The sequence below is a fragment of the Kitasatospora sp. NPDC089913 genome, from assembly GCF_044748625.1.
Taxonomy (GTDB): domain Bacteria; phylum Actinomycetota; class Actinomycetes; order Streptomycetales; family Streptomycetaceae; genus Kitasatospora.
This window is the reverse complement of the sequence record NZ_JBIVGI010000001.1, coordinates 750,235-775,125: the sequence shown is the minus strand read 5'-3', so window position 1 is coordinate 775,125 and position 24,891 is coordinate 750,235. Positions and strand designations below refer to the sequence as shown.

Below are 24,891 nucleotides of genomic sequence, written 5' to 3'. Positions count from 1 at the left end.
CAGACCGCCCCCACCTGGGTGTCCGGGTTCACGCCGATGGTCTGCAGGCCGGGAATGCCGTTGGTCTCGCGCCACAGGTCGAACACCCCACCCGCGAGCGGAGCGCCCGTCTCGGCGTTCGTCTTCAGCACCCGCACCTCACCCGTCACCGGGGGCTGCGGGGCATCGGCCGCCGTCGTCTGCACACCCGCCGCAGCGTTCTCCGCCGTCAGCACCAACGGACCGAACACCGGATTCACCGGCAACTGGTACCCCGCCGGGGCGGCGGTCTCCCGCCAGTAATAGGTACCCACCTCCACCGTCCGACGGCACAGACCGTCCGCACCCGTGGTGCAGACCGCCCCCACCTGGGTGTCCGGGTTCACGCCGATGGTCTGCAGGCCGGGAATGCCGTTGGTCTCGCGCCACAGGTCGAACACCCCACCCGCCAACGCGGCGCCCGACACCGAATCCGTCTTCAGCACCCGCACCTCACCCGTCACCGGGGTGGAGCCGCACGAGGGCAGGTCGCCGTTGAAGGGGTAGGAGTGGAACTCCTGGCCGCCTCCGCCGGTGGCCAGGCTGGTGTGGGTGAGGGAGCCGGTGGTGAAGAAGCGGCCGTTGACGCCGGCCAGGGTGACCGTGGTCTGCGAGGCCGGTTCGCCGATCAGGAAGCTGCCCTGGAACTGGCCGGTGCCGCCCAGGGTGACCGAGGTGGCGTCGGGGAAGTTCCACAGCAGGTGGTCGCGGTAGCCGTTCAGCGGGTCGTCGGAGTCGTTGATGCCGCCGCTGTAGGTGTTCAGGACGCGGGTGGCGCCGGTGACGTTGACCAGGATCGTGGCCCCGGCCGGAATGCCGGCGAAGACGATGCCCTGCTGACCCCCGGTCGGCCCGGTGAGGTCGAAGTCCGCGTTGAAGACCTGGAGTGCCGAGCTGCCGTCACCGGTGAACAGGGTCTGGCCGCCCTGGTTGACCGCAGTGCCGGTCGGGGTGCGGGGCAGGCCGCCGACCCGGGCGTAGCAGTCGGAGGCGGTGGAGAGCTGGGCGCGCAGAGCGGTGTAGGGCTGGACGGCGTTGGCGTCGGTGGTCGAGGTACCGGTCACCGTGCCGCTGACGGGCCCGGCGTGGCGGACGACGCCGCCCTCGGCCACCAGGGACTGCCCGCTCGCGACGGTGACCCCGGCGCCGGTGGTGAGGAAGTCGGCGCCGTCCGGCGGGGGGACCCGGGAGCCGACGCCGGCGATGCCGACGTTGTAGATCGAGCTGACACCGGCCTCCTTCGCCTGGTCGTAGGCGTTGAGGACGACGACGCGGCCCTCGGCCTCGGCGGCGCGGCCGCGGACCAGGAAGTCACCGCCGACGAAGACGTTGATGCCGTTGTCCCGGCCGGCGAACGGTCCGTTGTTGATCGAGGTGGGATAAGTGACGGGGCAGCTGCCGGGCACGCAGGGCCCGAGTCCGCCGGGCAGCGGGGCCGCCGCGGCACTGACCGCGCCCGGGCCGAGCGCGAGGACGGGGACGAGGGCCGTGACGAGGGTGCCCGGTACCGCCAGGGCACCGGCCCTTCGGCGTATGCGGGCGAGCAGTCGGTTCAGGGAAGCCATGCTCGTAGCGTCCGACAGTCCGTGCGAACGCGGTCACCGCTGGGGCGTCCTCCTACGCTGATGCGGTGAGCGGGCGCACCCGCCCGGACCAACCGTCACCGTCCGGAGCCGGGGAAGGGCCGCCCCGGCAACGGCAACGGTCCTGGCAACGGCACCGGCCCCGGCTCCGGCCCGGCCCCGGCACCCCGCGGCGTCAGGACGCCTCGTCCCAGGGAGAAGCGGCCCGGTTCCCGGTGCCGTCGCAGGTGCGGCAGATCTCGTCGCGGTACGCGTGCTTGGCCCCGCCCGCGTCGACCCGGTAGCGGACGTACACCCCGGTGCCGTCGCAGAGGAAGCAGTTGCCGCCGCCACCGCCGACCTCGGTGGTGCCGGTGCCCTGGCAGGTCCGGCAGCTGAGGCCGGCGGTGCGGCCGGTGCCCGCACAGATGCGGCAGACCGTGGTCATCGTCTTCCTCCTGTCGGCACGCGGAGCCTAGGTCATGCTAGGCCAGCCGCTCCACGTACGGGCCCGGGTCGGCGGGGTCAGCCCGGCAGTCCCTCGCCGACGCGGCGGGAGACCGAGATCTGCTGGAGGTCGAGCAGCCCCGGCGGTTCGGCGACACCCGGGCCGCCGGAGTGCACCCAGGTGGCGATCTCCTCGATCATGTCGTCCGCCAGCACCCAGCCCAGCCAGACCGGTCGGCCGCCGGCCGCGCGGCCCTCGCTGGAGGGGCCGACCACCACGACGTTGGAGTGCGCGCAGGTGTCCAGGCACTTCACGGCGCGGACCCGGCCGGCGTCGCCGACCGCCGCGCGCAGCCGCTCGTACTGGCCGGCGTGGTCGACGCCCGGGTGCTTCTGCTGGGTGCCGCAGCAGCAGCCCCGGCAGACGGTGACGGTCACCGGGGCGGCCGGACCACGTCCGCCCTGCTTCCCGGCCCCGCCCTGCTTGCCGGCTCCGCCCTGCTTGCCGATCCGGTCGCGCTCGCGACGGCTCATGGTTCCCCGGCCTCCTCGTTCCCCAGGGCCCGCCGCCGCGCCCGTGCGCGCGGCGGCCGCAGGCCGCTGCGGCCGACGATCACGGTGGAGCCCGCCGGCCGGGTGACACCGGGACGGCAGCCGCAGCCTACCCGGCCGCCTGCCGAGGGCCGCTCCTGGTACCGCGGCCGACATGAACCAGGTTCCAACAAAAGGGAGTTGACGACAAAGCTCTGGGCGTGGACCGGGCCCCGGGCGTAGGCTGCACGGCTGTGAACCTTCTCGCCCTGCTGATCGGGACGGTGTTCGCCGGCAGCTCGTACTGGACCGGATCACGCGCCTCGCGGACGTTCCGGATCCACCGCTTCGGCACTCGCCACCGGGCCCGCGTGGTCGCCGTGACGAGCACGCCCGTGGGCGACGAGGGCGGCTACGAGGACACCGTCCGGGTGCGGTTCGAGGTCGCGGTCGGCCCGGCGGTGGAGGCGACCACGTCGATCGCGCTGCGCGGGCCGACCGGACTCCGACCCGGCGACGAGGTCGACGTAGCCCACCTCCCGCGGTTCCCGGACAAGGTCGTCGTCCTCGGCCTCCCCAGCGCCGACGGCGTCGGGCTGCTGGGATACGCCTGCGTGCTCTTCGCCGTGATGACGGTCTTCTTCTTCTGGGTCGCCGCCGCCGACTGACCGCGTGAACCGCGTGAACCGCGTGGACCGCGTGGACCGCGCCACCCCCACCCCGCCGCCGCCTCCACCTCCCCGGCGGCACCCCGCCCCCGCGCGGCCCCGACGCAACCCTCACGGCGGCGCCCGCCCCCTGGCGGGCACCGCCCGAATTCCGCTCCGCCCCGTCTCGGAATGCATTTCGACACCCCTCGGAGCGAAATTCGGAATTCCCGCCGGAGCGCCTTCCGAAACCTCTGACGGATTTTCGGAAATGTATGCGCACAGCATGGACGACCGCGAAACCTGCCAGTAACTTACCTGTCAGTAGTAGCTGTGGCCCGGCTCGCACCACCCCCACCCACCCGTTTCTCTCCCCCAGGAGGAACCGTGCTCCGCCGTGCCCGGAATTCCCTGCTGCTCGCTTCCGCCGCGTTGGGCGCCGCACTCGCGATGACCGCCACCAGCGCGCAGGCCGCCACTCCCGCCCCCCACCGCTACGTGGCGCTCGGCGACTCCTACGCGGCCGGCGCGGGGGTTCCGAACCAGTCGGCCGGCCTCTGCCTGCGTTCCGACCGCAACTACGGCCACCTGGTCGCCGCCGCCCTGAACGCCGCCGCCTACCGCGACGTCACCTGCGCCGCCGCCAAGGTGAAGTCGATCACCGAGGCGCAGTACGACGCCTTCATCCGGGTCAACGACCCGCAGATCGACGCGGTGACCGCCGACACCGACCTGATCACCCTGGGGATCGGCGGCAACGACCTGGGCGACAGCGACCTCGGGATCGCCGACGTGATCGCCACCTGCATCGCGGGCGCCGTGGTCAACCCGCTCGGCACCCCGTGCACCGACGTCTACCATCACGGGTACTGGGACTGGTCCAGCTGGTCCTGGCAGTACGGCAACGACGACCTCGCCGACCGGATCGACCGGACCGGACCGCGGCTCGCCGACACCGTGAAGCGGCTGCGTGCCAAGGCCCCGAAGGCCCGGATCCTGCTGGTCGGGTACCCGTCGGTGCTGCCCGCCGACGGCGCCTCCTGCGTCCTGCGCCAGCCGATCGCCCCGCGCGACATCCCGTACCTGCACGAGGTGCTCGGCCGGCTGAACAGCATGCTGCAGTCCACCGCCCGCGCCACCGGCGCCACCTACGTGGACACGGCCACGCCCACCCGCGGGCACGACGTCTGCTCGTCCGACCGCTGGGTGGAGGGCGCGCTGCCCGGCTCCCCCGCCGTCCCCTTCCACCCGAACGCGACCGGCGAGCGGGTCATGGCCGACGCCGTGCTCAAGGCCCTCGGGTAACGCTTCCGGAAGACACGCCCCCACAAGCCCCGAGGGGCGGTGACCGGTCCCCGGTCACCGCCCCTCGGTCGTGCTCCGCCGGCCTCACGGCTTGATGCGGACCACCTGCGGGTCGTGGTCGCTCGCCTGCTGGGCGAACTCGGCGTTGATGTGCACCACGTCGTACTTGGCGTACCCGACCTCCGGGCTGACCAGGATGTGGTCCAGCACCTGCGAATTGCCCTGGTAGACGTAGGAGTACTGCTCCTTCTCCGGCAGCTCGTTCACCAGGTCGCGCAGCACGCCGTCCTTGGTGAGCGTGGTCAGCGCGGGCGAGAACTGGTAGTCGTTGAAGTCGCCGACCGAGACCACCTTGGCGTTCTTGTCCGCGGCCAGCAGCTTGGCGACGAACGCCTGCTCCACCGTGGCCTGGGCGACCCGCTGGGTCTCCGAGGAGCGGGTCGGCGCCTGGAAGCGGCTGTCGATGCCCTGGTCGCCGCCCTTGCTGTTGAAGTGGTTGGCGATGACGAAGACCTTCTTGCCGCGGAAGGAGAACTGACCGATCAGCGGCTTGCGGCTGTTGGTCCACGCCGCGTCGGCGGGGGCGATCCGGCCGGGCGAGGCGGTCAGCGAGGCGGCGGAGCCGGTGCCGGCCACGTCGACCGCCGCGGTGGCGGCGCCACCGGGGATGTCCGTGAAGGAGACCCGCTGCGGGTTGAACAGGAAGACCTGGCGGATGTTGCCGCCGGGCTCGCCGCCGTCCTTGCCGTCCTCCGGGTCCACCGAGCGCCAGTCGTACGCCGGGCCGCCGGCCGCCTTGATCGCGGCGACGAACTTGGCGACGGTCTCGCTCGCGTCCACCGTGCCGTCGCTCTTGGCACCGTTGTTGTCCTGGATCTCCTCCAGGGCGACGATGTCGGGCGAGCGCAGGTGGGTGACGACGCCGGCGGCCAGCTCGGCGAACTTGCTGTCGGGGTTGGTGGCCGCCAGGTTCTCCACGTTGTAGGTGGCGATGGAGAGTTCGCGGTCGGCGGTCGGGGCGGTCACCTCGCGCTGGAGGTGGTTGTCCTGGAGCGCGCCGAGGGTGCCCGCGACCAGGGTGTAACCGCCGAACTGGTTGTAGTCCAGCGGGCCGTTGGTGACGCCGGTCAGCATGTCGCCCACGTTGGCGACCGGGAAGGCCTGCTGGGAGACGAGCGCCTGCTGCTGCACCATCAGCCGGCCGACGTTCGGCTCCGCGTAGGACTCGTAGAGCACGCCGCCGCGCTGGCTCTTCTGGTCCTGCTTGTCGGCGGCGACCCACAGCTCGTTGTACTTGTCGGTGGCCTGGATCACCCGGACGTCACGGACCTCGACGAGCATGCCCTCCAGCGACTCGTAGAAGTCGAGGGTGTACTTCTCCGGGTCCAGGGTGACGCCGTTGATCGTCCCGTCCGGGCCGGCCGCCGGGGTGTAGGTGCCGGGGATGTTGCGGGTGTCGACGACCACCGGGGCCGGCAGCGGGTTGCCGGAGGAGACCACGGTGACGGCCGGGTTGGTCAGCTGGGTGAGCGACTGCGAGCCGCCGGTGAAGTTCGGGTAGTACTCCGTCACCTTGCCGGTGACCAGGACCGAGTCGCCGACCTTGACGGTCGGGTTGGCGGAGCCGGTGTAGACGAAGACGCCCTCGCTGGTGGCCGGGTCGGCGTCCGGGTTCGGGTCCTGGATCCAGAAGCCCTTGGAGCCGTACGCGCGCACGCCGGTGACGATGCCGGGCACGCCGGCGACGGTCTTGCCGGTGCGGTCGGACAGCCGGGTGCGGCCCTGGACGTCGTGGATCCGGACGGTGCCCGGCTCGGTCGGGCCGGTCGGGGTGGAGCCCTCGGCGACCTCGCCCTTGCTGTTGGTCGGCGACGGGGCGCCGGCCGCGAGGTCGGCGGCGTTGTCGTCGGTGTCCGGCAGACCGGCCTTGCGGGCGACCGAGGCGGTGTTGGAGGCGCCGGCCACCGAGGCGGAGCCCTCGTGGACCACGGCGGTGCCGAAGCCGACGAGGTCGCGCACCCGCGGGTCCGCGGCGCAGTCGGCGGCGGTCTTGCAGGTCAGCGGGTCGGTGCCGTGCACCAGCGCGACGGTGCCGCTGGTGCCGGACAGCGCCAGCGAGCCCACCGCGTCCGGGGTGGGCAGGTCGACGGTGCCCGCGGCGCCGGCGCCCTCGCCGACCAGGTAGCGCCCGCCGGGGGCGATCGAACCGGTCAGCGGGGTGACGCCCCACTGGGAGTTCGGGCCGGGCGCGGCCGATATGTACTGGACGCTCCAGCCGTCCAGGCCGAAGGCGGCGCCGCCCTTGTTGGCCAGCTCGACGAAGTCGTTCTTCAGCGTGGCGCCCGAGTTGCCGCCACCGCCGTAGACCTCGGAGATCAGCGCGTCCGCGGACGGCGCGGCCACGGCGGCGGGCAGCGGGGCCAGCACCAGGGAGGCGGCCAGACCGGCCGGGACGATGGCCGCGCGCAGCAGGGCGCGGCGCGAGCGCGGACGGGGAGCGATGGGCATGGTCACCGGAACGGGGCTCCTAGCTCGGGTGGTGCATGGGGGTGGGTCGGCGGGGCGGGTCGGCCGGACGGTTCAGCCGGACGGGTCGACGGACGGGTCGGCGGTGCGGGTCGGCCGGACGGGTGAACCTGACGCATCGGCCGGTGCCCGGCCCCGCTGTCCTGCTACCCGCGTAGAAATCCGCGCGGAAGTCGGTAACCGCCCCCCGCAGCGCCCCAAAGATACGCGCGTAGAAAATGACCGGACAAGAGCCTGGAGGTGAACTTCTCCAGCACAGCGACAGTCCGTTACCCCGAAGCTGTGACCCCGGCTACAACCAGCCGCGCTGGGCCGCCTTCAGGCCCGCCTCGAAGCGGCTGGCCGCCTCCAGACGCTCCATCAGCGCCGCCATCTGCCGCCGGACCGTCCGCACCGAGACGCCCAGCCGCTTGGCCGCCGCGTCGTCGGTCAGCCCGGTGGAGAGCAGCCGCAGCAGTTCGCGCTCACCGGGGCTGAGGCCGGTGCCGGCGTCCTCGGGGCGCGGGTCCCCGCCGAGCGGGGCGGCGGTCTCCCAGGTCTGCTCGAACAGCGCGACCAGGGAGGCGACGATCCCGGGCTCCTCGGTGCACAGGGCGCCGGCCCTGGTGTTCTCCGGGTCGATCGGCACCACGGCGGTGGTCCCGTCGAAGACCAGCATCCGCGGCGGCAGCACCGGGGCGGTGCGCACCCGGCCGCCCAGGCCGGTCATCCACTGGGTGTAGGCGAAGGTCTCCGGGTCGTTGCGGACGCTGTCCTGGTAGATGGTGCGCAGGCTGACGCCCCGTCTCAGGGCGTCCTCGTCCAGCGGGCGGGAGGCGGCCAGGCTGGCGGCGGACTGCGCGCCGCCGGGCATCACCGCCAGGCACTCGGTCGCCAGCCGGGCGGTCAGCGTCTCCAGCTTGGCCTGGATCGCGTCCAGGCCGACCAGGCGCTCGCCGCCGTCCACCAGGGTGGCCGAGCGGAGGGTGGCGTACTCCGCGACGGCGCGCGCCACGGCGGCCTTGGAGACGGCCAGCTCCTGCTGGCGGCGGGCGAGGTCCTCCTCCTGGCGGCGCAGCAGCAGCTCGAGCCCGCGCTCCGGGCTGACCGGCCAGAGCGCGCCGGGGCGTTCCCGGGAGGCGCGCAGCAGGGTCAGGTCGGCGAGGCGGTCGAGCGCGGCCCGGACGTCGGCCTCGGGCAGGTGGAGCCGTTCCCGGAGTTCGGCCACCCCGCCCTCCGGATCCGCGAGCATCTCGCGGTACACGGCTTCCGCGGTGGTGTCCACGCCCAGCAGTTCCAGCACGTCAACGACCCCTGACCGTCACGACATCACGTCTCATCGCGTCCCATCGCGGCTCGCGACGGAATTCCGGTCCGCCCCGGCGACCCCCGATCCTTCCTCCGGTGCTCCCGTCGCCACAAGACCTGATCCGGTCACCCGAACCGGACCGTCCGGTCTGTTCCGCAAAGGGTTCGGGCGGACCGGCGCCACCCCGCGAACCGCGTCCCGGGGTTGCAGCAAGCTGCCTGGCCGGATGCTGCCCGGCGAACTCCCTCCCGGCGCGGACCGGGTGACGGAAGGATGCAGTCTGCGGACGGACACCGGACCGCCCGCACCGGCACCACGCACCATCGCACACCGGCACCACGCACCGTCGCCCCGCACCGCCGCACACCGGCACCACGCACCGCCGCCCCGCCCTGAACCGCCCCGCACCGCCACCACGCCCTGAACCACCGTGCAGAACAGGAACCGCCGTGCCGAAGCCCGTCCGGCTGCTCGCCGCCGCCGCCCTCGCACTGACCCTCGCCACCGCCGTCGCTCCCGCCGCCGCCGCGCAGGCCGCCCCGCCCGCCCCCGTGACCGCCCACGCCGACGGGACCGGGATCGGCTGGGACGCCCCCGCCGTCCGGGGGACCGGAGGCATCGGCTGGGACTCCTCCCGCGCCGACGGCCCGGGCATCGGCTGGGACTGACCGTTCGGTGTTCGCCGTCCAACTGACTCTCCTGGACGTCTCGGCCGCGCCCGCCGTCGAGACCGGACCCGCCGACGTCCAGGGCGCCCTGTGGGCGCGCGCCACTCCGGGCGACGGCCTGGAGCACGTCCGCGCCCGCTCCTTCCCGGGGGGCGTCGGCGTCATGCTGTACGTCCGCGCCCCCGACCGGGAGGCGGCCGAGCTGAGGGCGTACGCCCTGCTCCGCCGCGCACTGGCGGAGGGCCCCGCGCACCGCTTCACGGTGGCGGCTCCACCGTAGGCCGCGGGGCCCTCCGCCGGGCTCGCTCCCGCCTTCCGTCCTGATTTCGGACGGTTGCGCACACCCACGGGTTTGGCCGATTCATGCCTATGGCTTGACCGGCCCCTTATTGACATGCATATGCCCATCGGCATGCCCGCGCACAGGTCCGGTCGCCCCGGGCCGGCTCGGCCGTGCCCGAACGCGGACGCGTGTCGCCGTCGAACCCCTCACCACAGACCGTCGAGGAGCTCCATGTCACAGCCGACCGGCACACCACCCCGGCACCGCGCCGGGAACACCGTGCCAGCCGCCCCCGCACCACACCGCCGCAACGGCGTCCTGCGCCACACCGCGGTCGCCCTCGCCGTGGTCCTCGCCACCCAGGCCGCCGCCGTCGTCATGACGACCGGTCAGGCCGTCGCGGTCACCCCCGAGGCCCCCGCGCCCAAGCCCGGCAAGGCCCTCGGCCCGGCCGAGGCCAAGGACATCGCCACCGCCCACCTCAAGGCCCGGCTGGAGAACCGCCGGATCGAGGTGACCGACGAGCGCGGCGAGTCCACCACCACCTGGATCAACCCGGACGGCACCACCACGCTGGACGTCGCCTCCGGCCCCGTCCGCTTCAAGGACAAGGACGGCGCCCTCCGGCCGATCGACGTCGGTCTGGCCCAGCAGGCCGACGGTTCGGTCAAGGCCAAGGGCCACCCGCTCGGCCTCACCCTGGCCGGCGCCACCGCACCCGCCGCCGCGTCGAAGTTCAAGGCCGCCGGCGCCCCGGCCGGCGATCAGCAGGCCCCCGCCGTCCCCCTGGTCTCGCTGGACAACGGCAACGGCACCAGCATGTCGCTGTCCTGGCGCGGCACCCTCCCGGCCCCCGTGGTCGACGGCACCAAGGCCCGGTACCCGAACGCGCTCACCGCGACCGACCTGATCGTCGAGTCCACCCGGACCGGCTTCGAGCAGTTCCTCGAACTCAAGGACCGCAGCGCGGTCGGCGCCAACGGCACCGTCACCATGACCCTGGACGCGGCCGGCCTGCGGGCCCGCCACAACGCGGACAACTCGGTCTCCTTCCTCGACCCGGCGACCGGCGAGGAGAAGGGCCAGCTGCCCGCCCCGGTGATGTGGGACGCGAAGGTCGACGAGCGCAGCGGCGACCACACCCGCACCGCCCCGGTCGGTCTGAAGGTCACCCAGAACGGCAACGCCGTCGACCTCACCCTCACCCCGGACGCGGCCTTCCTCAACGACCCGGCGACCCAGTACCCGGTCACCGTGGACCCGGCGGTCAACATCGGCGTCGGCTTCGACACCTTCGTCCAGCAGGGCTACGCCACCGACGTCTCCTCGCAGACCGAGCTCAAGCTGGGCAACAACGGCTCGGGCCAGATCGCCCGCTCCTTCCTGCAGTTCCCGATGGCCAAGATCAGCGGGAAGCAGATCACCAGCGGCAAGCTCAACCTCTGGAACTTCCACAGCTGGTCCTGCACCGCCAAGGGCTGGGACGTCTGGGACACCGGCAGCGCCACCACCGCCACCCGGTGGACCGCGCAGCCCGGCTGGAACCGCAAGTGGGCCACCTCCACCTCGACCAAGGGCTACTCCAGCTCCTGCAACGACGGCTGGGTGAACCAGGACATCACCTCACTGGTGCAGGCCTGGGCCGGCAACGGCAACGCCAACAACACCCTGGGCATCCGCGCCACCGACGAGAGCGACCCGTACGGCTGGAAGAAGTTCAACTCCGGCAACGCGTCCGCCAACACGCCCTACCTGTCGGTGACGTACAACACCCCGCCGGCCGTCTCCACCCTGCTCGCCCCGGCCAACGGGGCGCTCACCGGGGACGCCACACCGACCCTGTCCGCCAAGGCGACCGACCCCGACGGCGGCAACGTCCTGCTCGACTTCGAGGTCTGGGCCGCGAACGGCACCGCGGCACTGCAGTCCGGCCACACCGCCTACGCGGCCTCCGGCTCCACCTTCACCTGGACCCCGGGCACCGCGCTGCCGGCCGGCGCCTACAAGTGGCGCTCCCGCTCCTGGGACGGCACCGCCAACAGCGCCTGGTCCGCGTTCCGCACCCTCACCGTGGACACCACCGCGCCCGGCGTCACCGCGATCGCCTCCGGGGACTTCCCGGCCGGACAGTGGGCGGGCACCCCGGACGCCAACGGCGACTACAGCGGCACCTTCACCTTCACCCCGCCGACCGCCGACGTGAAGGACGTCCAGTACAAGCTGGACGGCGGCGCCTGGGTCACCGCGGCCACCACCGGCGCCCCGGTCGGCGCGAAACTCACCTTCAAGGCCGGCGCGCACACCGTCACCGCGCACACCCGGGACGCCGCGGGCAACGTCTCCGCCGACCGCACCTACACCTTCTACGCCGGCAAGGGCTCCGCCCTGGTCGCCCCCGCCGCGGGCGAGCGCCCGGCCCGCCGCACCTCGCTGCAGGCCGAGGGCAACAGCACCTACACCGGGGTGCGCTACCAGTACCGCCGCGGCGAGACCGACGCCTGGAAGGACGTCCCGACCGCCAACGTCACCACCACCGGCGGCCAGCCGGTCACCGCCTGGCCGTTCGCCGCCCCCGGTGGCAAGCCGGCCGCGCTGACCTGGAACATCACCGACACCCTGACCGAGAACGGCCCGGTCGACGTCCGCGCGGTCTTCACCGACGGCACCGCCACCGACGCCACCGAGCCCAACACCGTCACGGTGGACCGCAACGCCGGCACCGCCCCGGAGACCAAGGTCGGCCCCGGCGAGGTGAACACCCTCACCGGTGACCTCGGCCTGTCCGCCACCGACGCCGAGGTCTTCGGCCTGCACGCCGAGCGCTCCTTCTCCTCCCGCCGGCCCACCAACGGCTCGGCGCAGGAGGGCCAGGCGGCGATCTTCGGCCCGCAGTGGAGCTCCGGCACCACCGCCGAGATCACCGACGCCGACTGGTCCTACGTCCGGAAGACCTCGGCGACCTCCCTCTCGGTGGTCTCCGCCGACGGCTCCGAGACCGGCTTCACGGCCACCGGCGCGGGCGGCTGGAAGCCCGAGCCCGGCGCCGAGAACCTCACCCTGACCGGCGGCTTCACCGGGGCCTTCACCCTGAAGGACACCGAGGGCACCACGGTCGCCTTCGCCAAGGTCGACCCGGCCGCCACCACCTGGCAGGCCACCGCCTCCTCGCTGCCCAGCGACAACTCCACCACCTCCGTGGTGTCGGAGAAGGTCGTCTCCGGCGGGAAGACCCTGGCCCGGCCGAAGTACGTGGTCGCGCCCACCTCGGCGACCGCCTCCGTCAACTGCGCCGCCGTGCCGTCCACGGCCGGCTGCCGGGTGCTGGAGTACGTCTACGCCGACGCCACCACCGCCACCGCGTCCGCCCTCGGCGACGTGACCGGCCAGGTGAAGCAGATCCGCCTCTGGTCCACCGACCCCGGCGCCTCCGCGGCCACCCCCGTCGTCGTTTCGCAGTACGCGTACGACGAGCAGGGCCGGCTGCGCGAGGTGTCGGACCCGCGGACCTCGCCGGCGCTGAAGACCGCGTACGGCTACGACGCGGCCGGCCGGGTCACCACCGTGACCGAGCCCGGCGAACTGCCGTGGACCCTGGAGTACGGCAAGGCCGGCAACGCGGCCACCGCCGGCGAGGGCATGCTGCTCGCCGCCTCCCGGCCCACCCTCAAGCAGGGCAGCAAGGACGTCACCGACGGCACCGCGACCACCTCGGTGGTCTACGACGTCCCGCTGAGCGGCGCCAACGCGCCCTACCCGCTGGCACCGTCCGACGTCGCGGCCTGGGGCCAGACCGACGCCCCGACCGACGCCACCGCCGTGCTGCCGCCCGACGCCGTCCCGTCGACCCACGACGGCAAGGCGCTCGGCACCGCCGCGTACAACCGGGCCTCGGTGACCTACACCAACGCGTCCGGCCGCGAGGTCAACACCGCCACCCCCGGCGGCGGCATCACCACCACCGAGTACAACGCCTTCGGCAGCCAGGTGCGGGCCCTCTCCGCGGAGAACCGCATCCTCGCCCTGGCCACCACCGGTGACGGCCTGAACAAGCTGCGCGCCCTCGGCATCGCCGGCCGCTCCACCGCCGACCGCGCCCAGGTGCTCTCCTCGGCCTCGGTCTACTCGGCCGACGGCAAGCGGCTGGTCGAGCAGTACGACCCGCTGCAGCTGGTCACCCTGGAGCACGACCTGGCCGCCTCCGGCAGCTCCCCGGCGCTCACCACCGGCGCCGAGGTCCCGGCCCGCGCCCACACCGTGAGCAGCTACGACGAGGGCCGCCCGGCGACCGCCGCGGTCAGCGACAAGACCACCTCGGTGACGGTCGGCGCCCGGATCGACGGCTACGCCGCCGACGCCGACACCCGCAGGACCGCCACCGGCTACGACTGGGCCCAGGGCCTGCCCACCCAGTCGGTCCAGGACCCGGCCGGCCTGAGGATCACCACCGCCACCGGCTACGACGCCGCCGGCCGGGTGACCTCGCAGAGCCGCCCGAACTCCACCGGCTCCGACGCGGCCACCACGGTCACCTCGTACTACGGTCCGACCGGCACCGGCGCCTGCGCCGGCCACCCGGAGTGGGCCGACCTGGTCTGCTCGGTCGCCCCGGCCGCCCAGGTCACCGGCGGCGGGAGCAACCCGGCCCAGCTGCCGACGAAGACCTTCCAGTACGACCGCTGGGGCAACGTCTCGGTGCTGACCGAGACCGCCAACGGCGTCACCCGCACCACCACCCGCGACTACGACGCCGCCGGCCGTCCGGTGAAGGTCTCGGTCACCGGCGGCACCGGCACCGCCGTCGCCGACACCGTGCTCGGCTACGACCCGGCCACCGGTGAGCTCGCCACCGTCAACAACGGCAGGGCCACCATCACCCAGGGCTACGACAGGCTCGGCCGCCAGGTCTCCTACGACGACGGCGCCGGCAACGTCACCACCACCGAGTACGACAAGCTCGACCGGGTGGTGAAGAAGTCCGACTCGGTGCCGTCCAGCGTCACCTACGGCTACGACACCGCCAAGGACCCGCGCGGCCTGCCCACCACGCTGACCGACTCGGTCGCGGGCACCTTCACCGCCTCCTACGACGTCGAGGGCCGGCTGGTCACCCAGACCATGCCGGGCGGCAACACCCTGACCAACAGCTACGACAGCCGGGGCAGCCAGACCGGCAAGACCTACAGCAACCAGGCGGGCACCGTCCTGCTTGCCGACAACGCCGACTACACCGTGCACGGCCAGCAGGCCGGCCGCACCCAGTCCGACGGCAACAGCACCACCAGCGGCTACACCTACGACGCCACCGGCCGCCTGACCAAGGCCGCCGACAGCACCGGCCTGGCCTGCGCGACCCGGACCTACGCGTTCGACCAGAGCAGCAACCGGACCAACCGCACCAGCGTCACCGACGACTGCGACCCGGCCACCCAGGACGCCGTCACCAAGGCCGAGAACCACGGCTACGACACCGCCGACCGCCTCACCGACGCCGGCTACACGTACGACGCCTACGGCCGCACCACCACCCTGCCGAAGGGCACCCAGCTCGGTTACTACGTCAACGACCTGGTCCGCACCGAGACCCTCGGCGACACCCGCAAGACCTGGGACCTGGACGCCTCCGGCCGCCTCGCGGTGAGCACCACGGAGACCAAGGGCACCGACGGCACCTGGGCCGTCACCGCCCAGGACACCAAGCACTTCGAAGCGGGCACCGACAGCCCGTCCTGGTCCAAGGACGCGGCCGGCAAGCTCACCCGCAACGTCCTGGACCTGACCGGCCAGCTCACGGCCGCCACCGGCACCGACGGCGGCGCGGTCCTGCTGCTGACCAACCTGCACGGCGACGTCTCGGTCCAGATGTCCCCCGACGGCACCCAGGACCTCGCCGTCTACCACTACGACGAGTACGGCAACGTCGTCGACGCCACCGGCTCGACCGAGTACGGCTGGCTCGGCGGGGCGCAGCGCGAGGGCGACAGCCTCTCCGGCCTCACCCTGATGGGCGTCCGGCTGTACGACCCGGCCACCGGCCGGTTCCTGCAGACCGACCCGGTCCTGGAGGGCTCGCCGAACGCCTACGGCTACCCGGTCGACCCGATCACCATGGACGACCTGACCGGCATGTCCTGGCGCAAGAAGTGGGTCGCCTACTTCAGCCGGGCCGAGGGCAACACCATCGGCACCCTGCTCTACGTCTCGGGTCTGATCGCCAACGGCATCGGCAAGATCCTGCGCAAGCTCCCGCACATCGTCGCGCGGGCCGCCGGCTACGTGCTGTGGGCGCTGTCCTACCTGATGAAGAAGATCGGCAAGCAGTTCCTCAAGGCCGCCAACAAGCGGGGCAGCCACGGGGTGCGGTTCACCTTCGGGATCTGGCGCTCCAGCCACTGGTGGGTGCCGGACCGCCCGATCTACCGGGTGGACCCGCGGTACTGAGCCGCGCGGGCCGACAGCAGTTCCGGCTACGACGGAACCGCTGACCGGTGCTCCACCGTTGTTCCCAGTGGAAGACAGGTAAGGCCGGGCCCCGGAGGTTCTCCCCCGGGGCCCGGCCGCTTCCCGTTCTCGCGCTGCTGGCGCTCGGGCCCGGTCGGCTACTCGCCCTTGTCGGCGGCCGCGGCGGTGAGTCCGGCGGACCACTTCTCCTCGACGTTGCCGAGCTTCCAGTAGGCGATCGCCGCCACCCAGGTCAGCACGAACAGGCCGACGATGGCGTAGCCGACCAGGTTGAGGTCCAGCTCGCCGATCCAGGCGACCGGGCCGCTGCCGATGTCCAGCTTCTCGCCGAGCAGCCCGATCAGCTCGATCGAGCCGATGACCAGGGCGACCAGCACCGAGAGCCCGGTGACGGTGAGGTTGTAGTAGATCTTGCGTACCGGCTTGGAGAACGCCCACTCGTAGGCGAAGTTCATGAACGAGCCGTCGATGGTGTCCAGCAGGCTCATCCCGGCCGCGAACAGGACCGGCAGCACCAGCAGCGCGTACCAGGGCAGCTGGAACGCCGCCGCGCCGCCGGCCAGCACCAGCAGCGACACCTCGGTGGCGGTGTCGAAGCCCAGGCCGAACAGCAGCCCGACCGGGTACATGTGCCAGGGCTTGGTGACGGCCCTGGTCACCCGGCCGAGGATGCGGTTCATGAAGCCGCGCTTCTCCAGCTGGGCCTCCAGCTCGGCCTCGTCGTACTCGCCCTCGCGCATCCGCCGGAAGACCTTGAGGATGCCGTTGAACGCGCCCAGGTTGATCAGGCCGAGCGCCAGCAGGAAGGTGCCGGAGACGGTGACGCCGATCAGGCCGGTCGTCTCGTGCAGGGTGGAGCCGTCCTCCTCGACCTGGCCGGCCAGCGAGCGGATGCCGAGGGCGAGCAGGGCGCACAGGCCGAAGACGATCGACGAGTGGCCCAGCGAGAACCAGAAGCCGACCGACAGCGGGCGCTTGCCCTGGCCCATCAGCTTGCGGGTGGTGTTGTCGATGGCGGCGATGTGGTCGGCGTCGAAGGCGTGCCGCATGCCGAGCGTGTACGCGGTGAGCCCCATGCCGGCCCCGAAGACCTGGCCGCCGACGTCGTAGTGCTGCGGCGCGATGACCGCGAGCAGGGTGAACCAGCCGATCACGTGCAGCGCGAGGATGAATCCACCCATACCTGCCAGGCGGATCCACTCCTCACGGGTGAGCCGGTCGCGCCAGCGGGGGCCGGTCATCGGGGGGTCCTTTCGTGGGGCCGTAGCGGCTCCGGGGCGCCGGAGCTGGGCCATCTTTCCTTCTGGTCGTAATTAGTTGCAAGTCATGCGCAATTACGACCTGGTTACCGGGTGGCGGACGAACCGGGGGCCCACGAAGCCCTCCCCCGGACAGAGATGGTCATGAACCGTACAAGCGGCGGTAACCCGACCTGCCCGGAAGACGCCGTTCTACGCGCGGATACTCGGTCGTCCCGCACCCCAAACCCCTCCGGAGGGACGGCACATGATGCTCCGTCGAAGCACGCTCGCGCTGGCCGCGTCCGCCCTGCTCGCCACCGGCACGCTCGCGCTCACCGCCCCCGCCCCGGCCGCCGCCGCGACCTCGGCGCTCCCCCACCGCGTCCTGTTCGACAACAGCAAGGGCGAGACCGCCGGCAACGCGGACTGGATCATCTCCACCGCCCAGCCCGACCCGCGCACCCAGAACGCCAGCCCCACCACCGAGAAGAGCTGGACCGGCGCCCTCTCCGCCTGGGGCGTCGCCCTCCAGAAGACCGGCCAGTACAGCCTGAAGACCCTCCCGGCCGGCTCCACCATCAGCTACGGCACCGGCGCCGCGCTCGACCTCGCCAACTTCGACACCGTCGTGATCCCCGAGCCGAACATCCGCTTCTCCGCGGCGGAGAAGTCCGCGATCCTCCGCTTCGTGCAGAACGGCGGCGGGCTGTTCCTCGTCTCCGACCACGACCGGAGCGACCGCAACAACGACGGCTGGGACTCCCCGGCGATCATCAACGACCTGTTCACCAACAACGGTGTGAACAACAACGACCCGTTCGGCTTCTCGGTCGACGTCAAGAACATCTCCACCGACAACCCGCGCGCCGTCAACGACGCCGCCGACCCGGTGCTGCACGGTCCCTTCGGCACCGTCACCGGCTCGATCCTGCGCTCCGGCACCACCTTCACCCTCAAGCCGGCCGACAACCCCAAGGTCAAGGGCATCGTCTACCGCACCGGCTCGTCCGGGAACACCGGCGCCTTCTTCGTCACCAGCGGCTACGGCAGCGGCCGGGTCGCCGCCTGGGGCGACAGCTCCCCCGCCGACGACGGCACCGGCCAGTCCGGCAACAACCTGTTCAACGGCTGGGACGACCCGGCCGGCACCAATGCCGCGCTCGCCCTCAACGCCACGGCGTGGCTGAGCAAGGCCTGACCCCGGCCGGTCGCGCCCGGCCCGTCCGCCGGGCGCGACCGCTCCCGTCCAGCCCGTCCCCCTCCCGTCCGTCCGGCTCCTCCTGCTCCAGCCCCCGCCCGGCCCCTCCCGCTCCCCTTCGCCCCGTCCCCCTCCCACCGGGCGGGCGACCGCTTCCTCCCCTAGTGTCGGAATGATCCGCACCGATCCGCACCGACCGGGACCCGATGGGAGCGGCCATGCCCTCGTACCCGCACCGCACCACCCGCGAGGAGCTGCGCGTCCCCCTCCCCGACGGCACCGAGCTGTACGCCCGCCTCTGGCGCCCCGCGACCGACGAGCCCGTCCCCGTCGTCCTGGAGTACTCCACCGACCGGCTCACCGACTGGACCGCCACCGAGGACGCCCGCCGCCACCCCTGGCTCGCCGGCCACGGCCACGCCGCCGTCCGCATCGACGCCCGCGGCCACGGCAACTCCGGCGGGCTGCCGCCCGGCTCCGCCTCCGCCGACCTGCTCGTCGAGGACGGCGCCGCCCTGGTCCACTGGCTCGCCGGCCGGCCCTGGTGCAACGGACGGACCGGACTGCTCGGCACCGGCGCGGCGGGGGCCCTCGCACTGCGGATCGCCGCCCGCGCCCCGGACACCGTGCGCGCCGTCGTCACCGCCTGCCCCGACGGCCCGCACCGCCTCGGCCGCGCCGTCCTCGCCGCCGACGGCCACACCCGCGCCACCGCCCACCTCGCCGACGCCGCCCGCCCACCGGACCCGCTGTACGTCGGCGACGACTGGCGGGCCCGTTGGCTGGCCCGGCTCGACGCCCTCGAACCCCCGCTCGCCGACTGGCTCGACGCCCCGGCGGCCCCCGCCCCGGCCGCCGCCGTCCCCACCCTCGCCGTCGCCGGCTGGACCGATCCGTCCGCCGCGGCGGTGCTGGCACTCGCACGCGCCGGAGGCTCCACCGCCGTCCCCGTCCGCGCCGTCCTCGGCCCCTGGCCGCACGGACTCCCCGACGAACTCCTCCCCGAGGCCCTGCGCTGGTACGACCACTGGCTGCGCGACGTCGACACCGGCGCCCTCGCCACCCCCGCCCTGCGCAGCTGGCTCGGCACCCGCTGGTCCGCCGACGACCCCTGGCCGTCCCCCGGGGTCCGCGAGGTCCGGTACGGCCTCGACGGCCCGCTGCGCACCGCCGGCACCGCCTCCGAGGACCGCTGGGTGCGCGTCCGCTCGCCCCAGCACACCGGCCTCAACGCCGGTTCCTACGTCCCGCACGGCCGCCCCGCCGACCGCCCCCCGGACCAGCGCGAGGAGGACGGGCGCTCGGTCTGCTTCGACTCCCGGCCGCTGCCCGAACCGCTGGAGCTGCACGGCACCCCGGCGCTGACCCTGCGCCCGGATCCGGCGAGCGGCGGCGCCCTGGTCGCCGCCCGCCTCTGCGCCGTCGCCCCGGACGGCACCTCGACCCTGCTCACCCGGGGCGTCCTCACCCTCCCGGCCGAGCCGGCCGGCCCCGACCCGGTGGTCACGCTCGCCCCGGTCGGCGCCACCGTCCCGCCCGGCCACCGGCTGCGGCTCGCCCTCTCGTCCACGTACTGGCCCTGGCTGTGGCCCGGCGCCGACCCCGACGGCTTCGCCGTCGACCCCTCCCACTCCGCCCTCACTCTCCCGGTCCACGACCCGGGCACCCCGGAGGCGGCCCCCTTCCGCTCCCCCACCCTCCCCCTGCCGCCCCCGCTGCACCTCACCGAACCCCTCGCCGCCCGCCCCGAACGCGTCACCGTCCACGACATCGGCCGCCGCGAGTGGCGCACCGAACTCTCCCCGGCCACCGACGGCACCCGCACCCACTCCGACGGCCTGGTCCGTGCCGAGCACACCGTCACCGCCTACCGGGTCCTGACCGCCACTCCCCTCAGTGCCCAGGCCCGCACCGACCGCACCCTGCGCCTCGAACGCCCCGCCCTCGGCTGGGACGTCACCGTGCACACCCGCACCGAACTCCGCTGCGACGCGACCCACCTGCTCGCCCACACCCGGCTCCGGGCGGAGGAGGCCGGCAACGTCGTGTTCGAGAAGGAGTGGCACCAGCGCATCCGCCGGGAGAGCACCTGATCGGGCCCCTCCCCACGGACGGTCCGCGCTACCGGGAAGGTCATGACTGCGGCGCGGCATAGGAGGAGATCCCCTTCGGCTCACTCCACCAGGGCCAGCACCTCGCTCAGGTTGTGCTCGGCGATCGCCCGCATCGCGGCGCGGTGCGGGAAGTTGCCGTCGAGCAGGTGCAGCGGTCCGGCGACCAGGGGGAGGCGGATCGCCAGTCCGTAGAGGTCCGGTCCGGGGCCGTCCGGGTCGTCGGTCCCGCCCAGGCTCGGGCGAACTCCCCTTCGAAACACCGCCCGTGCCCGAACGCCGCCCGTGCCACCCCGGCCAGTTCCACCGCTCGACCCCCTGCTGTCCTGCCGCTCCCCCCGTGCGGAGCGGCAGGACAGCATAGGGGAGGGGTCCGAGAAGGGTCATTTCCGCCAGTCGGGCGCCATGACCATGGCCCTCAACTGCTCGACCGAGAGCGCCGGCTGACCGGGCCGGTACGTGTGCTCGTCCTCGCCGTTGCCCTCACTGATCAGGACGTTGCGCCCGTCGGGGTAGTACACCCACACCACCCAGTGCAGGAGCGGGTCGACGGCACTCTTGCCGTTGCCGAACTGGTTCATCACGACGAACGTGCCGTCGGGCAGTTTCTGCCTGACCTCCAGCGGTGTCGGCGTTCCCTCCTCGGCCCCCTTCTTGAATTCGATTCCACGCGGCCCGGCAGGCTCCAGATGGACGGACAGCCTGCTGGTCCGACCCTCGTACTCGACCGCCACGGCGCCGTTCTCCGCGTCCCGACCCACCTCCTTCGCGCCGGTGGGCAGCAGTCCGGCCAGCACCGCGGTCAGCTCCGGCAGCGACTCCCCGGGCGCGGGTGTGGACATGGCGGGGAAGGACGGCTCGGTGGTCGCGGTGACGGTCGAGGGCGGGGTGGTGCCTGCGGCGGCCGTCGACGGCGGGGCCGTGCGCGCAGTGGCCGTCGACGGCGGGAACGCCGGTCCGGAGGACGCCCTGGGCGCGTTCGGGTTCGCCGGCATCGCCGAGACCACCCGCCCCCACTCCGGCGCGGTCACCACTGCAGCGAGCCGTTCCGCGTCCAGCGGCGGCAGCTCCCTCGTCGGGCTCACCGGGCTTCCGTTGAACTCGACCAGGGTGACCTTCGTACCGTCCGGCGCCGCATAGACACCCCGCCACGCCCGCTGCCCCTCGAATGTGGCGTCCCTGGTCTTGTCGATCATCAGCACCGCACCGTCCGGCCGGACGGTGCGGTCGCAGGGATCCTCCGGCACCACCCGCGGGTTGCAGACGGCGGCCTGCTCGGGCGTCTGCGCTCCGCGTTCGACGAAGTAGTGGATCGAGCTCACCCCGTTGCCGTCGTCGTAGTTGAACAGTCCCGCAGTCATGTACGGGTGGTTGCTCGACTCGGTCGCGTCACCCGGGGCCGACGCGGTCGTGTCCGCCACGGTGCCCGGCGGCAGCAGACCGGCCACCAGCCGCACCACGTCGTCGCCGGTCATCGGCGCTTCCGCGGCCGGACCGAACAGTCCCGGCCCCGGTCCTCCGACGAACGCCCCCACACCGGCGACGGCGAGCACGGCGAGAGCCGCACCACCGGCGACCGCGGCCCGCCGCCGGTTGCGCCGGCGCCGTCCCAACCGCTCGGCCCCGGCCGCCAGGGTGAACAACGACTCGTCGGGCGCCAGGGCGGCCGCCCCGCGCAGCTCCCGGGCGAACCGCTCCTCGAACCCGGCCCCGATGTGGACCGCGAAGTCGTCCTCAACCGGCATGACGCAGCACCTCCTTGTCCGTGAACGCCGACCCCAACGTGTCCCGCATCCGGGCCAGCGCCCGGCTGCTGCGCGAACGGACGGCCGTACTGCTCAGCCGCATCGCCGCCGCCGTCTCCTCCACGCTGCGGTCCTCCCAGAAACGCAGCACCAGCACCGCCCGGTCCTGCGGCGGCAGTTCGCCGAGCGCCCGGAGGAGCGTGAGCCGCAGGGCGGGGTCGGGGTCGGTGACCGCGGCATCGGGCAGCACGTCGGTGACCCGTTCGGTGCTGCTGCGCCGACGGCGGTGCGAGAGGAAGGTGTTGACGAGGACGGTCTGCGCGTAGCCGCTCGGGTTGTCCAGGCGCGAGATCCGACGCCACTTCACGAAGACTCGTCCGAGCGCCTCCTGCACGAGGTCCTCGGCGAGATGCGCGTCACCACCGGTGAGCAGGAACGCCGTCCGCAGCAGATGGCGCCCCCGCGATGCCACGAAGGCCGGAAAGTCGGGCGGCGCTCCCGACTCGACCGCCGGTGCCTCCGCCCCCTGTATTTGCTCCATGCCCTACTAACGCGATCACTCGGTGGTCTTGTGGCACCGGGATTCCGGCGACCGATCCTCACACAGCGCCGGGGCCGCCCGAGCACCGGTCCCGGGCGGCCGCTGCTGCCGAATGTCTCAGTCCGACGACTCGTCCTCCTCCGGCCGGCCGGGCATCCGGCGGACGAGGACGACGCCGAGGACGACGGTCGCCAGGGCAAGGAGGGCGAGGAAGGAGAGGGCGATCCCGACCAGCAGCCGGGTCAGGGTCACGGCCGGGCCTTGAGCAGGGCGAGGAGGTTGAGGAGGGTGGCGGTCGGGGCGTTGCCGAACCGGACCAGCACCCGGCCGTCGACCACGCCTTCGGTGGTGGCGGAGGGCCAGACGATGCCGAGGGCCTTTCCGCGCTCGTGGAGTTCGGCCAGGAGCGCCTCCACCTCGACCTCGCTGTAGGTGCCGATGCGGGGGTCGTGGGGCCCGATCGGGGCGCTGTCGGGGGCGCTCACGCGGCGGAGTCCAGCTCGAACCAGACCGACTTGCCGGACCTGCGCGGGTCCGCGCCGAAGCGGTCCGTGAGCGAGCGGACGAGGTGCAGCCCGCGCCCGGAGAGCGCGTAGGGTCCGTCCGCAGTTCTCTGCTCGGGAAGGTTCGGGCACCCGTCCGCGACGGACACCCGGAGCTTCCCCTCCAGGAGGACGACGACCACCAGCGGGGCCAGCGAGCCTCCGTGCTTCCAGGCGTTGACGAACAGCTCGCACAACGCCAACTCGGCGTCGCGGAAGGCACCGTCGGACCACCCGGCGCGCACGAGCACCGCGCGCAACTCCTCACGGGCGAGCGACCAGTCGGGGGGCAGGGGGAGCGTGGACATACGGAGACCTCCGTAGGGGTGGAGTGGATTCCATCAGGCGCCTGATGATCAATCAGCTGGATCTGATCAACATGCAGCCATGGCACCAACGCGCACAGCAGCGATCGGCGATTGCCGACAGTGTGCGGCTCGTCACAGTCAGCATGGGGCCTCGGCAGGCACCTTCGCAACTCATCTTGGAATTTTGGATATATCCAAATCGAACATCAATCGGCGCCCCTACAGTGGCAGTTACCCGGTGGCGGAGGCGACCGCCACCGGGGCACACTGGTCCGGCGAGGCTCAGAGAGGGCGGGGATGGCCGCAGCAGCAGGTCCAACAGTTCGACGAAGGCAACTCGGCGCCGAACTGCGTCGCAAACGCGAAGAGGCCGGCCTCTCGCACGACGAGGTCGCCGACGCGTTGACAGGCATGAGCCAACCCAAGCTCTCCCGTATCGAGAACGGCCGCGGCGCCACCAAGGTCGACGACGTCAAGAAGCTCCTGTCGCTCTACAAGTGCGAGGACACCGACCTCATCTCGGCTCTGGTCGGCATGGCCAAGAACGGATCCCAGCGCGGGATGTGGTGGCAGAGCTACGGCGCCCACATCAACCCCACCCTCGGCGACCTGATCACCCTGGAGGCCACCGCCTCGTCAGTACGCAACTACGAGGGCGCATTCATCCCGGGCCTGCTGCAAACACCTGCCTACGCACGCGAGATCATCAAGAAGCTCAATATGCGCCCGGACATCAACGTCGAGGCGCTGGTCGATGTCCGCATGGCTCGCCAGAGCGCGCTGACCAGAAACGATCCGCTCACCCTGTGGGCAGTGATCCACGAGGCAGCCATTCGATCCCATGTCGGCGGCCCCGCCATCATGGCCGAACAGCTCTCACGCCTGCTCGACCGGGCCACGCTGCCGAACATCAACCTTCAGGTGATGCCGATCAGTGCCCCCGCGCACCACGGGATGGGCGGCGCGTTCACGATCCTCGGCTTCCCTCAGCGACAAGATCTCGACGTTGTCATGGTCGACGGCACTTTGAGCAATCTCTGGGTCGAGGACGCAGTCGATGTCGACGTATTCGCGGCGAAGTTCGACGCCATCCGGGCCGACGCGCTCGGGCTCGACGACTCGCTCGCCATCATCACCGATCAGAGAGACAAGATCACATGACGTTCCACCCCGACGCCGCAGCGCTGGATCTGACGTGGAGGAAGTCCTCCTGGAGCAACGACTCGGGCAACTGCGTCGAGTTCGCCATGCCGAACGCCCCGGTCTCGTACGTCCGTGACTCGAAGAATCCTTCCGGCCCGGCGCTGACACTCACCGCCTCCGCACACACCGCGTTCATCACTGCGGTTGCCTCGGGCGAGTTCGACTTCGACCTCTTCTGACCGGACCCGGCCTCGCCACGACGGCCCGCCCGCCATACCTGGCGGGCGGGCCGTCCCATTCCGAAAGGTCCCCGTGACGCCCTCCCCCG

20 protein-coding genes and 1 pseudogene are annotated in these 24,891 nt (G+C 72.5%); 9 read left to right on the top strand and 12 right to left on the bottom strand.

Annotated elements, in window-relative coordinates; all coding sequences use genetic code 11:
- From ACIPYS_RS03475 to ACIPYS_RS03465, 3 genes are all read right to left on the bottom strand, one after another.
- Positions 1–1,583: choice-of-anchor A family protein (locus ACIPYS_RS03475; protein ID WP_400742487.1), on the bottom strand; the 1,583-nt coding region annotated here is incomplete at its 3' end.
- Positions 1,584–1,776: 193 nt separating this feature from the next.
- A complete protein-coding gene (locus ACIPYS_RS03470) occupies positions 1,777–2,028 on the bottom strand; it encodes a hypothetical protein (RefSeq protein WP_030391225.1) in 252 nt (83 codons plus the stop codon).
- 77 nt (positions 2,029–2,105) lie between these two features.
- On the bottom strand, positions 2,106–2,561 hold the full coding sequence (locus ACIPYS_RS03465; RefSeq protein WP_400742484.1) for a (2Fe-2S) ferredoxin domain-containing protein: 456 nt from the start codon (positions 2,559–2,561) through the stop codon (positions 2,106–2,108).
- Positions 2,562–2,812: 251 nt separating this feature from the next.
- Here ACIPYS_RS03465 and ACIPYS_RS03460 point away from each other — a divergent pair, with 251 nt between their 5' ends.
- Both ACIPYS_RS03460 and ACIPYS_RS03455 read left to right on the top strand, forming a co-directional pair.
- Positions 2,813–3,226 carry a DUF3592 domain-containing protein gene (locus ACIPYS_RS03460; RefSeq protein WP_093862576.1) on the top strand — a complete coding sequence of 138 codons (414 nt, stop codon included), beginning with the start codon at positions 2,813–2,815 and terminating at the stop codon, positions 3,224–3,226.
- Positions 3,227–3,592: 366 nt separating this feature from the next.
- Positions 3,593–4,510 (top strand): SGNH/GDSL hydrolase family protein, encoded by a 918-nt coding sequence (locus ACIPYS_RS03455; protein ID WP_093862575.1) that lies wholly within the window; start codon positions 3,593–3,595, stop codon positions 4,508–4,510.
- 84 nt (positions 4,511–4,594) lie between these two features.
- On the opposite strand, the gene ACIPYS_RS03450 is transcribed toward ACIPYS_RS03455, so the two are convergent.
- Both ACIPYS_RS03450 and ACIPYS_RS03445 read right to left on the bottom strand, forming a co-directional pair.
- Positions 4,595–7,018: a lamin tail domain-containing protein gene (locus tag ACIPYS_RS03450; RefSeq protein WP_400742858.1), complete on the bottom strand. Its 2,424-nt coding sequence runs from the start codon at positions 7,016–7,018 to the stop codon at positions 4,595–4,597.
- Positions 7,019–7,328: 310 nt separating this feature from the next.
- A complete protein-coding gene (locus ACIPYS_RS03445; protein WP_400742480.1) occupies positions 7,329–8,318 on the bottom strand; it encodes a LuxR C-terminal-related transcriptional regulator in 990 nt (329 codons plus the stop codon).
- A gap of 455 nt (positions 8,319–8,773) precedes the next feature.
- Between ACIPYS_RS03445 and ACIPYS_RS03440 the strand changes: the two genes are divergently transcribed.
- From ACIPYS_RS03440 to ACIPYS_RS03430, 3 genes are all read left to right on the top strand, one after another.
- Complete coding sequence (locus tag ACIPYS_RS03440; RefSeq protein WP_400742478.1) at positions 8,774–8,992, top strand: hypothetical protein; 219 nt, start codon at positions 8,774–8,776, stop codon at positions 8,990–8,992.
- Between the two features lie 7 nt (positions 8,993–8,999).
- Complete coding sequence (locus ACIPYS_RS03435; RefSeq protein ID WP_400742475.1) at positions 9,000–9,272, top strand: hypothetical protein; 273 nt, start codon at positions 9,000–9,002, stop codon at positions 9,270–9,272.
- Between the two features lie 234 nt (positions 9,273–9,506).
- A complete protein-coding gene (locus ACIPYS_RS03430) occupies positions 9,507–15,713 on the top strand; it encodes a DNRLRE domain-containing protein (RefSeq protein ID WP_400742472.1) in 6,207 nt (2,068 codons plus the stop codon).
- A 158-nt stretch (positions 15,714–15,871) separates the two neighbouring features.
- Here ACIPYS_RS03430 and ACIPYS_RS03425 read toward each other — a convergent pair whose 3' ends face one another.
- Positions 15,872–16,975, bottom strand: coding sequence for a HoxN/HupN/NixA family nickel/cobalt transporter (locus tag ACIPYS_RS03425; RefSeq protein ID WP_400742469.1), 1,104 nt, complete (start codon positions 16,973–16,975; stop codon positions 15,872–15,874).
- A gap of 265 nt (positions 16,976–17,240) precedes the next feature.
- Between ACIPYS_RS03425 and ACIPYS_RS03420 the strand changes: the two genes are divergently transcribed.
- The gene (locus tag ACIPYS_RS03420; RefSeq protein ID WP_400742466.1) at positions 17,241–18,173 is read left to right on the top strand and encodes a hydrolase; all 933 of its coding nucleotides are present in this window, start codon (positions 17,241–17,243) and stop codon (positions 18,171–18,173) included.
- A 218-nt stretch (positions 18,174–18,391) separates the two neighbouring features.
- Complete coding sequence (locus ACIPYS_RS03415) at positions 18,392–20,266, top strand: CocE/NonD family hydrolase (RefSeq protein ID WP_400742463.1); 1,875 nt, start codon at positions 18,392–18,394, stop codon at positions 20,264–20,266.
- Between the two features lie 80 nt (positions 20,267–20,346).
- On the opposite strand, the pseudogene ACIPYS_RS03410 reads toward ACIPYS_RS03415, so the two are convergent.
- The 6 genes and pseudogenes from ACIPYS_RS03410 to ACIPYS_RS03385 form a co-directional block, all read right to left on the bottom strand.
- Positions 20,347–20,481: pseudogene (locus ACIPYS_RS03410) on the bottom strand (aminoglycoside phosphotransferase family protein); the annotation flags it as partial.
- Positions 20,482–20,667: 186 nt separating this feature from the next.
- Positions 20,668–22,029 (bottom strand): hypothetical protein, encoded by a 1,362-nt coding sequence (locus tag ACIPYS_RS03405; RefSeq protein ID WP_400742460.1) that lies wholly within the window; start codon positions 22,027–22,029, stop codon positions 20,668–20,670.
- Positions 22,019–22,570 carry a SigE family RNA polymerase sigma factor gene (locus tag ACIPYS_RS03400; RefSeq protein WP_400742457.1) on the bottom strand — a complete coding sequence of 184 codons (552 nt, stop codon included), beginning with the start codon at positions 22,568–22,570 and terminating at the stop codon, positions 22,019–22,021. Before ACIPYS_RS03400 ends, ACIPYS_RS03405 begins: the two co-directional genes overlap by 11 nt.
- A gap of 117 nt (positions 22,571–22,687) precedes the next feature.
- A complete protein-coding gene (locus ACIPYS_RS03395; RefSeq protein WP_400742454.1) occupies positions 22,688–22,822 on the bottom strand; it encodes a hypothetical protein in 135 nt (44 codons plus the stop codon).
- Positions 22,819–23,055, bottom strand: coding sequence for a hypothetical protein (locus ACIPYS_RS03390; protein ID WP_093862563.1), 237 nt, complete (start codon positions 23,053–23,055; stop codon positions 22,819–22,821). The genes ACIPYS_RS03395 and ACIPYS_RS03390 overlap by 4 nt, the downstream gene beginning before the upstream one ends.
- Complete coding sequence (locus tag ACIPYS_RS03385) at positions 23,052–23,420, bottom strand: ATP-binding protein (RefSeq protein WP_400742449.1); 369 nt, start codon at positions 23,418–23,420, stop codon at positions 23,052–23,054. Before ACIPYS_RS03385 ends, ACIPYS_RS03390 begins: the two co-directional genes overlap by 4 nt.
- 297 nt (positions 23,421–23,717) lie before the next feature.
- Between ACIPYS_RS03385 and ACIPYS_RS03380 the strand changes: the two genes are divergently transcribed.
- Both ACIPYS_RS03380 and ACIPYS_RS03375 read left to right on the top strand, forming a co-directional pair.
- Positions 23,718–24,581 (top strand): helix-turn-helix domain-containing protein, encoded by an 864-nt coding sequence (locus ACIPYS_RS03380; RefSeq protein ID WP_400742446.1) that lies wholly within the window; start codon positions 23,718–23,720, stop codon positions 24,579–24,581.
- Entirely contained in the window at positions 24,578–24,802 is a 225-nt protein-coding gene (locus tag ACIPYS_RS03375) for a DUF397 domain-containing protein (RefSeq protein WP_400742444.1), read from the top strand. Before ACIPYS_RS03380 ends, ACIPYS_RS03375 begins: the two co-directional genes overlap by 4 nt.
- The last annotated feature ends 89 nt before the right edge of the window (positions 24,803–24,891 follow it).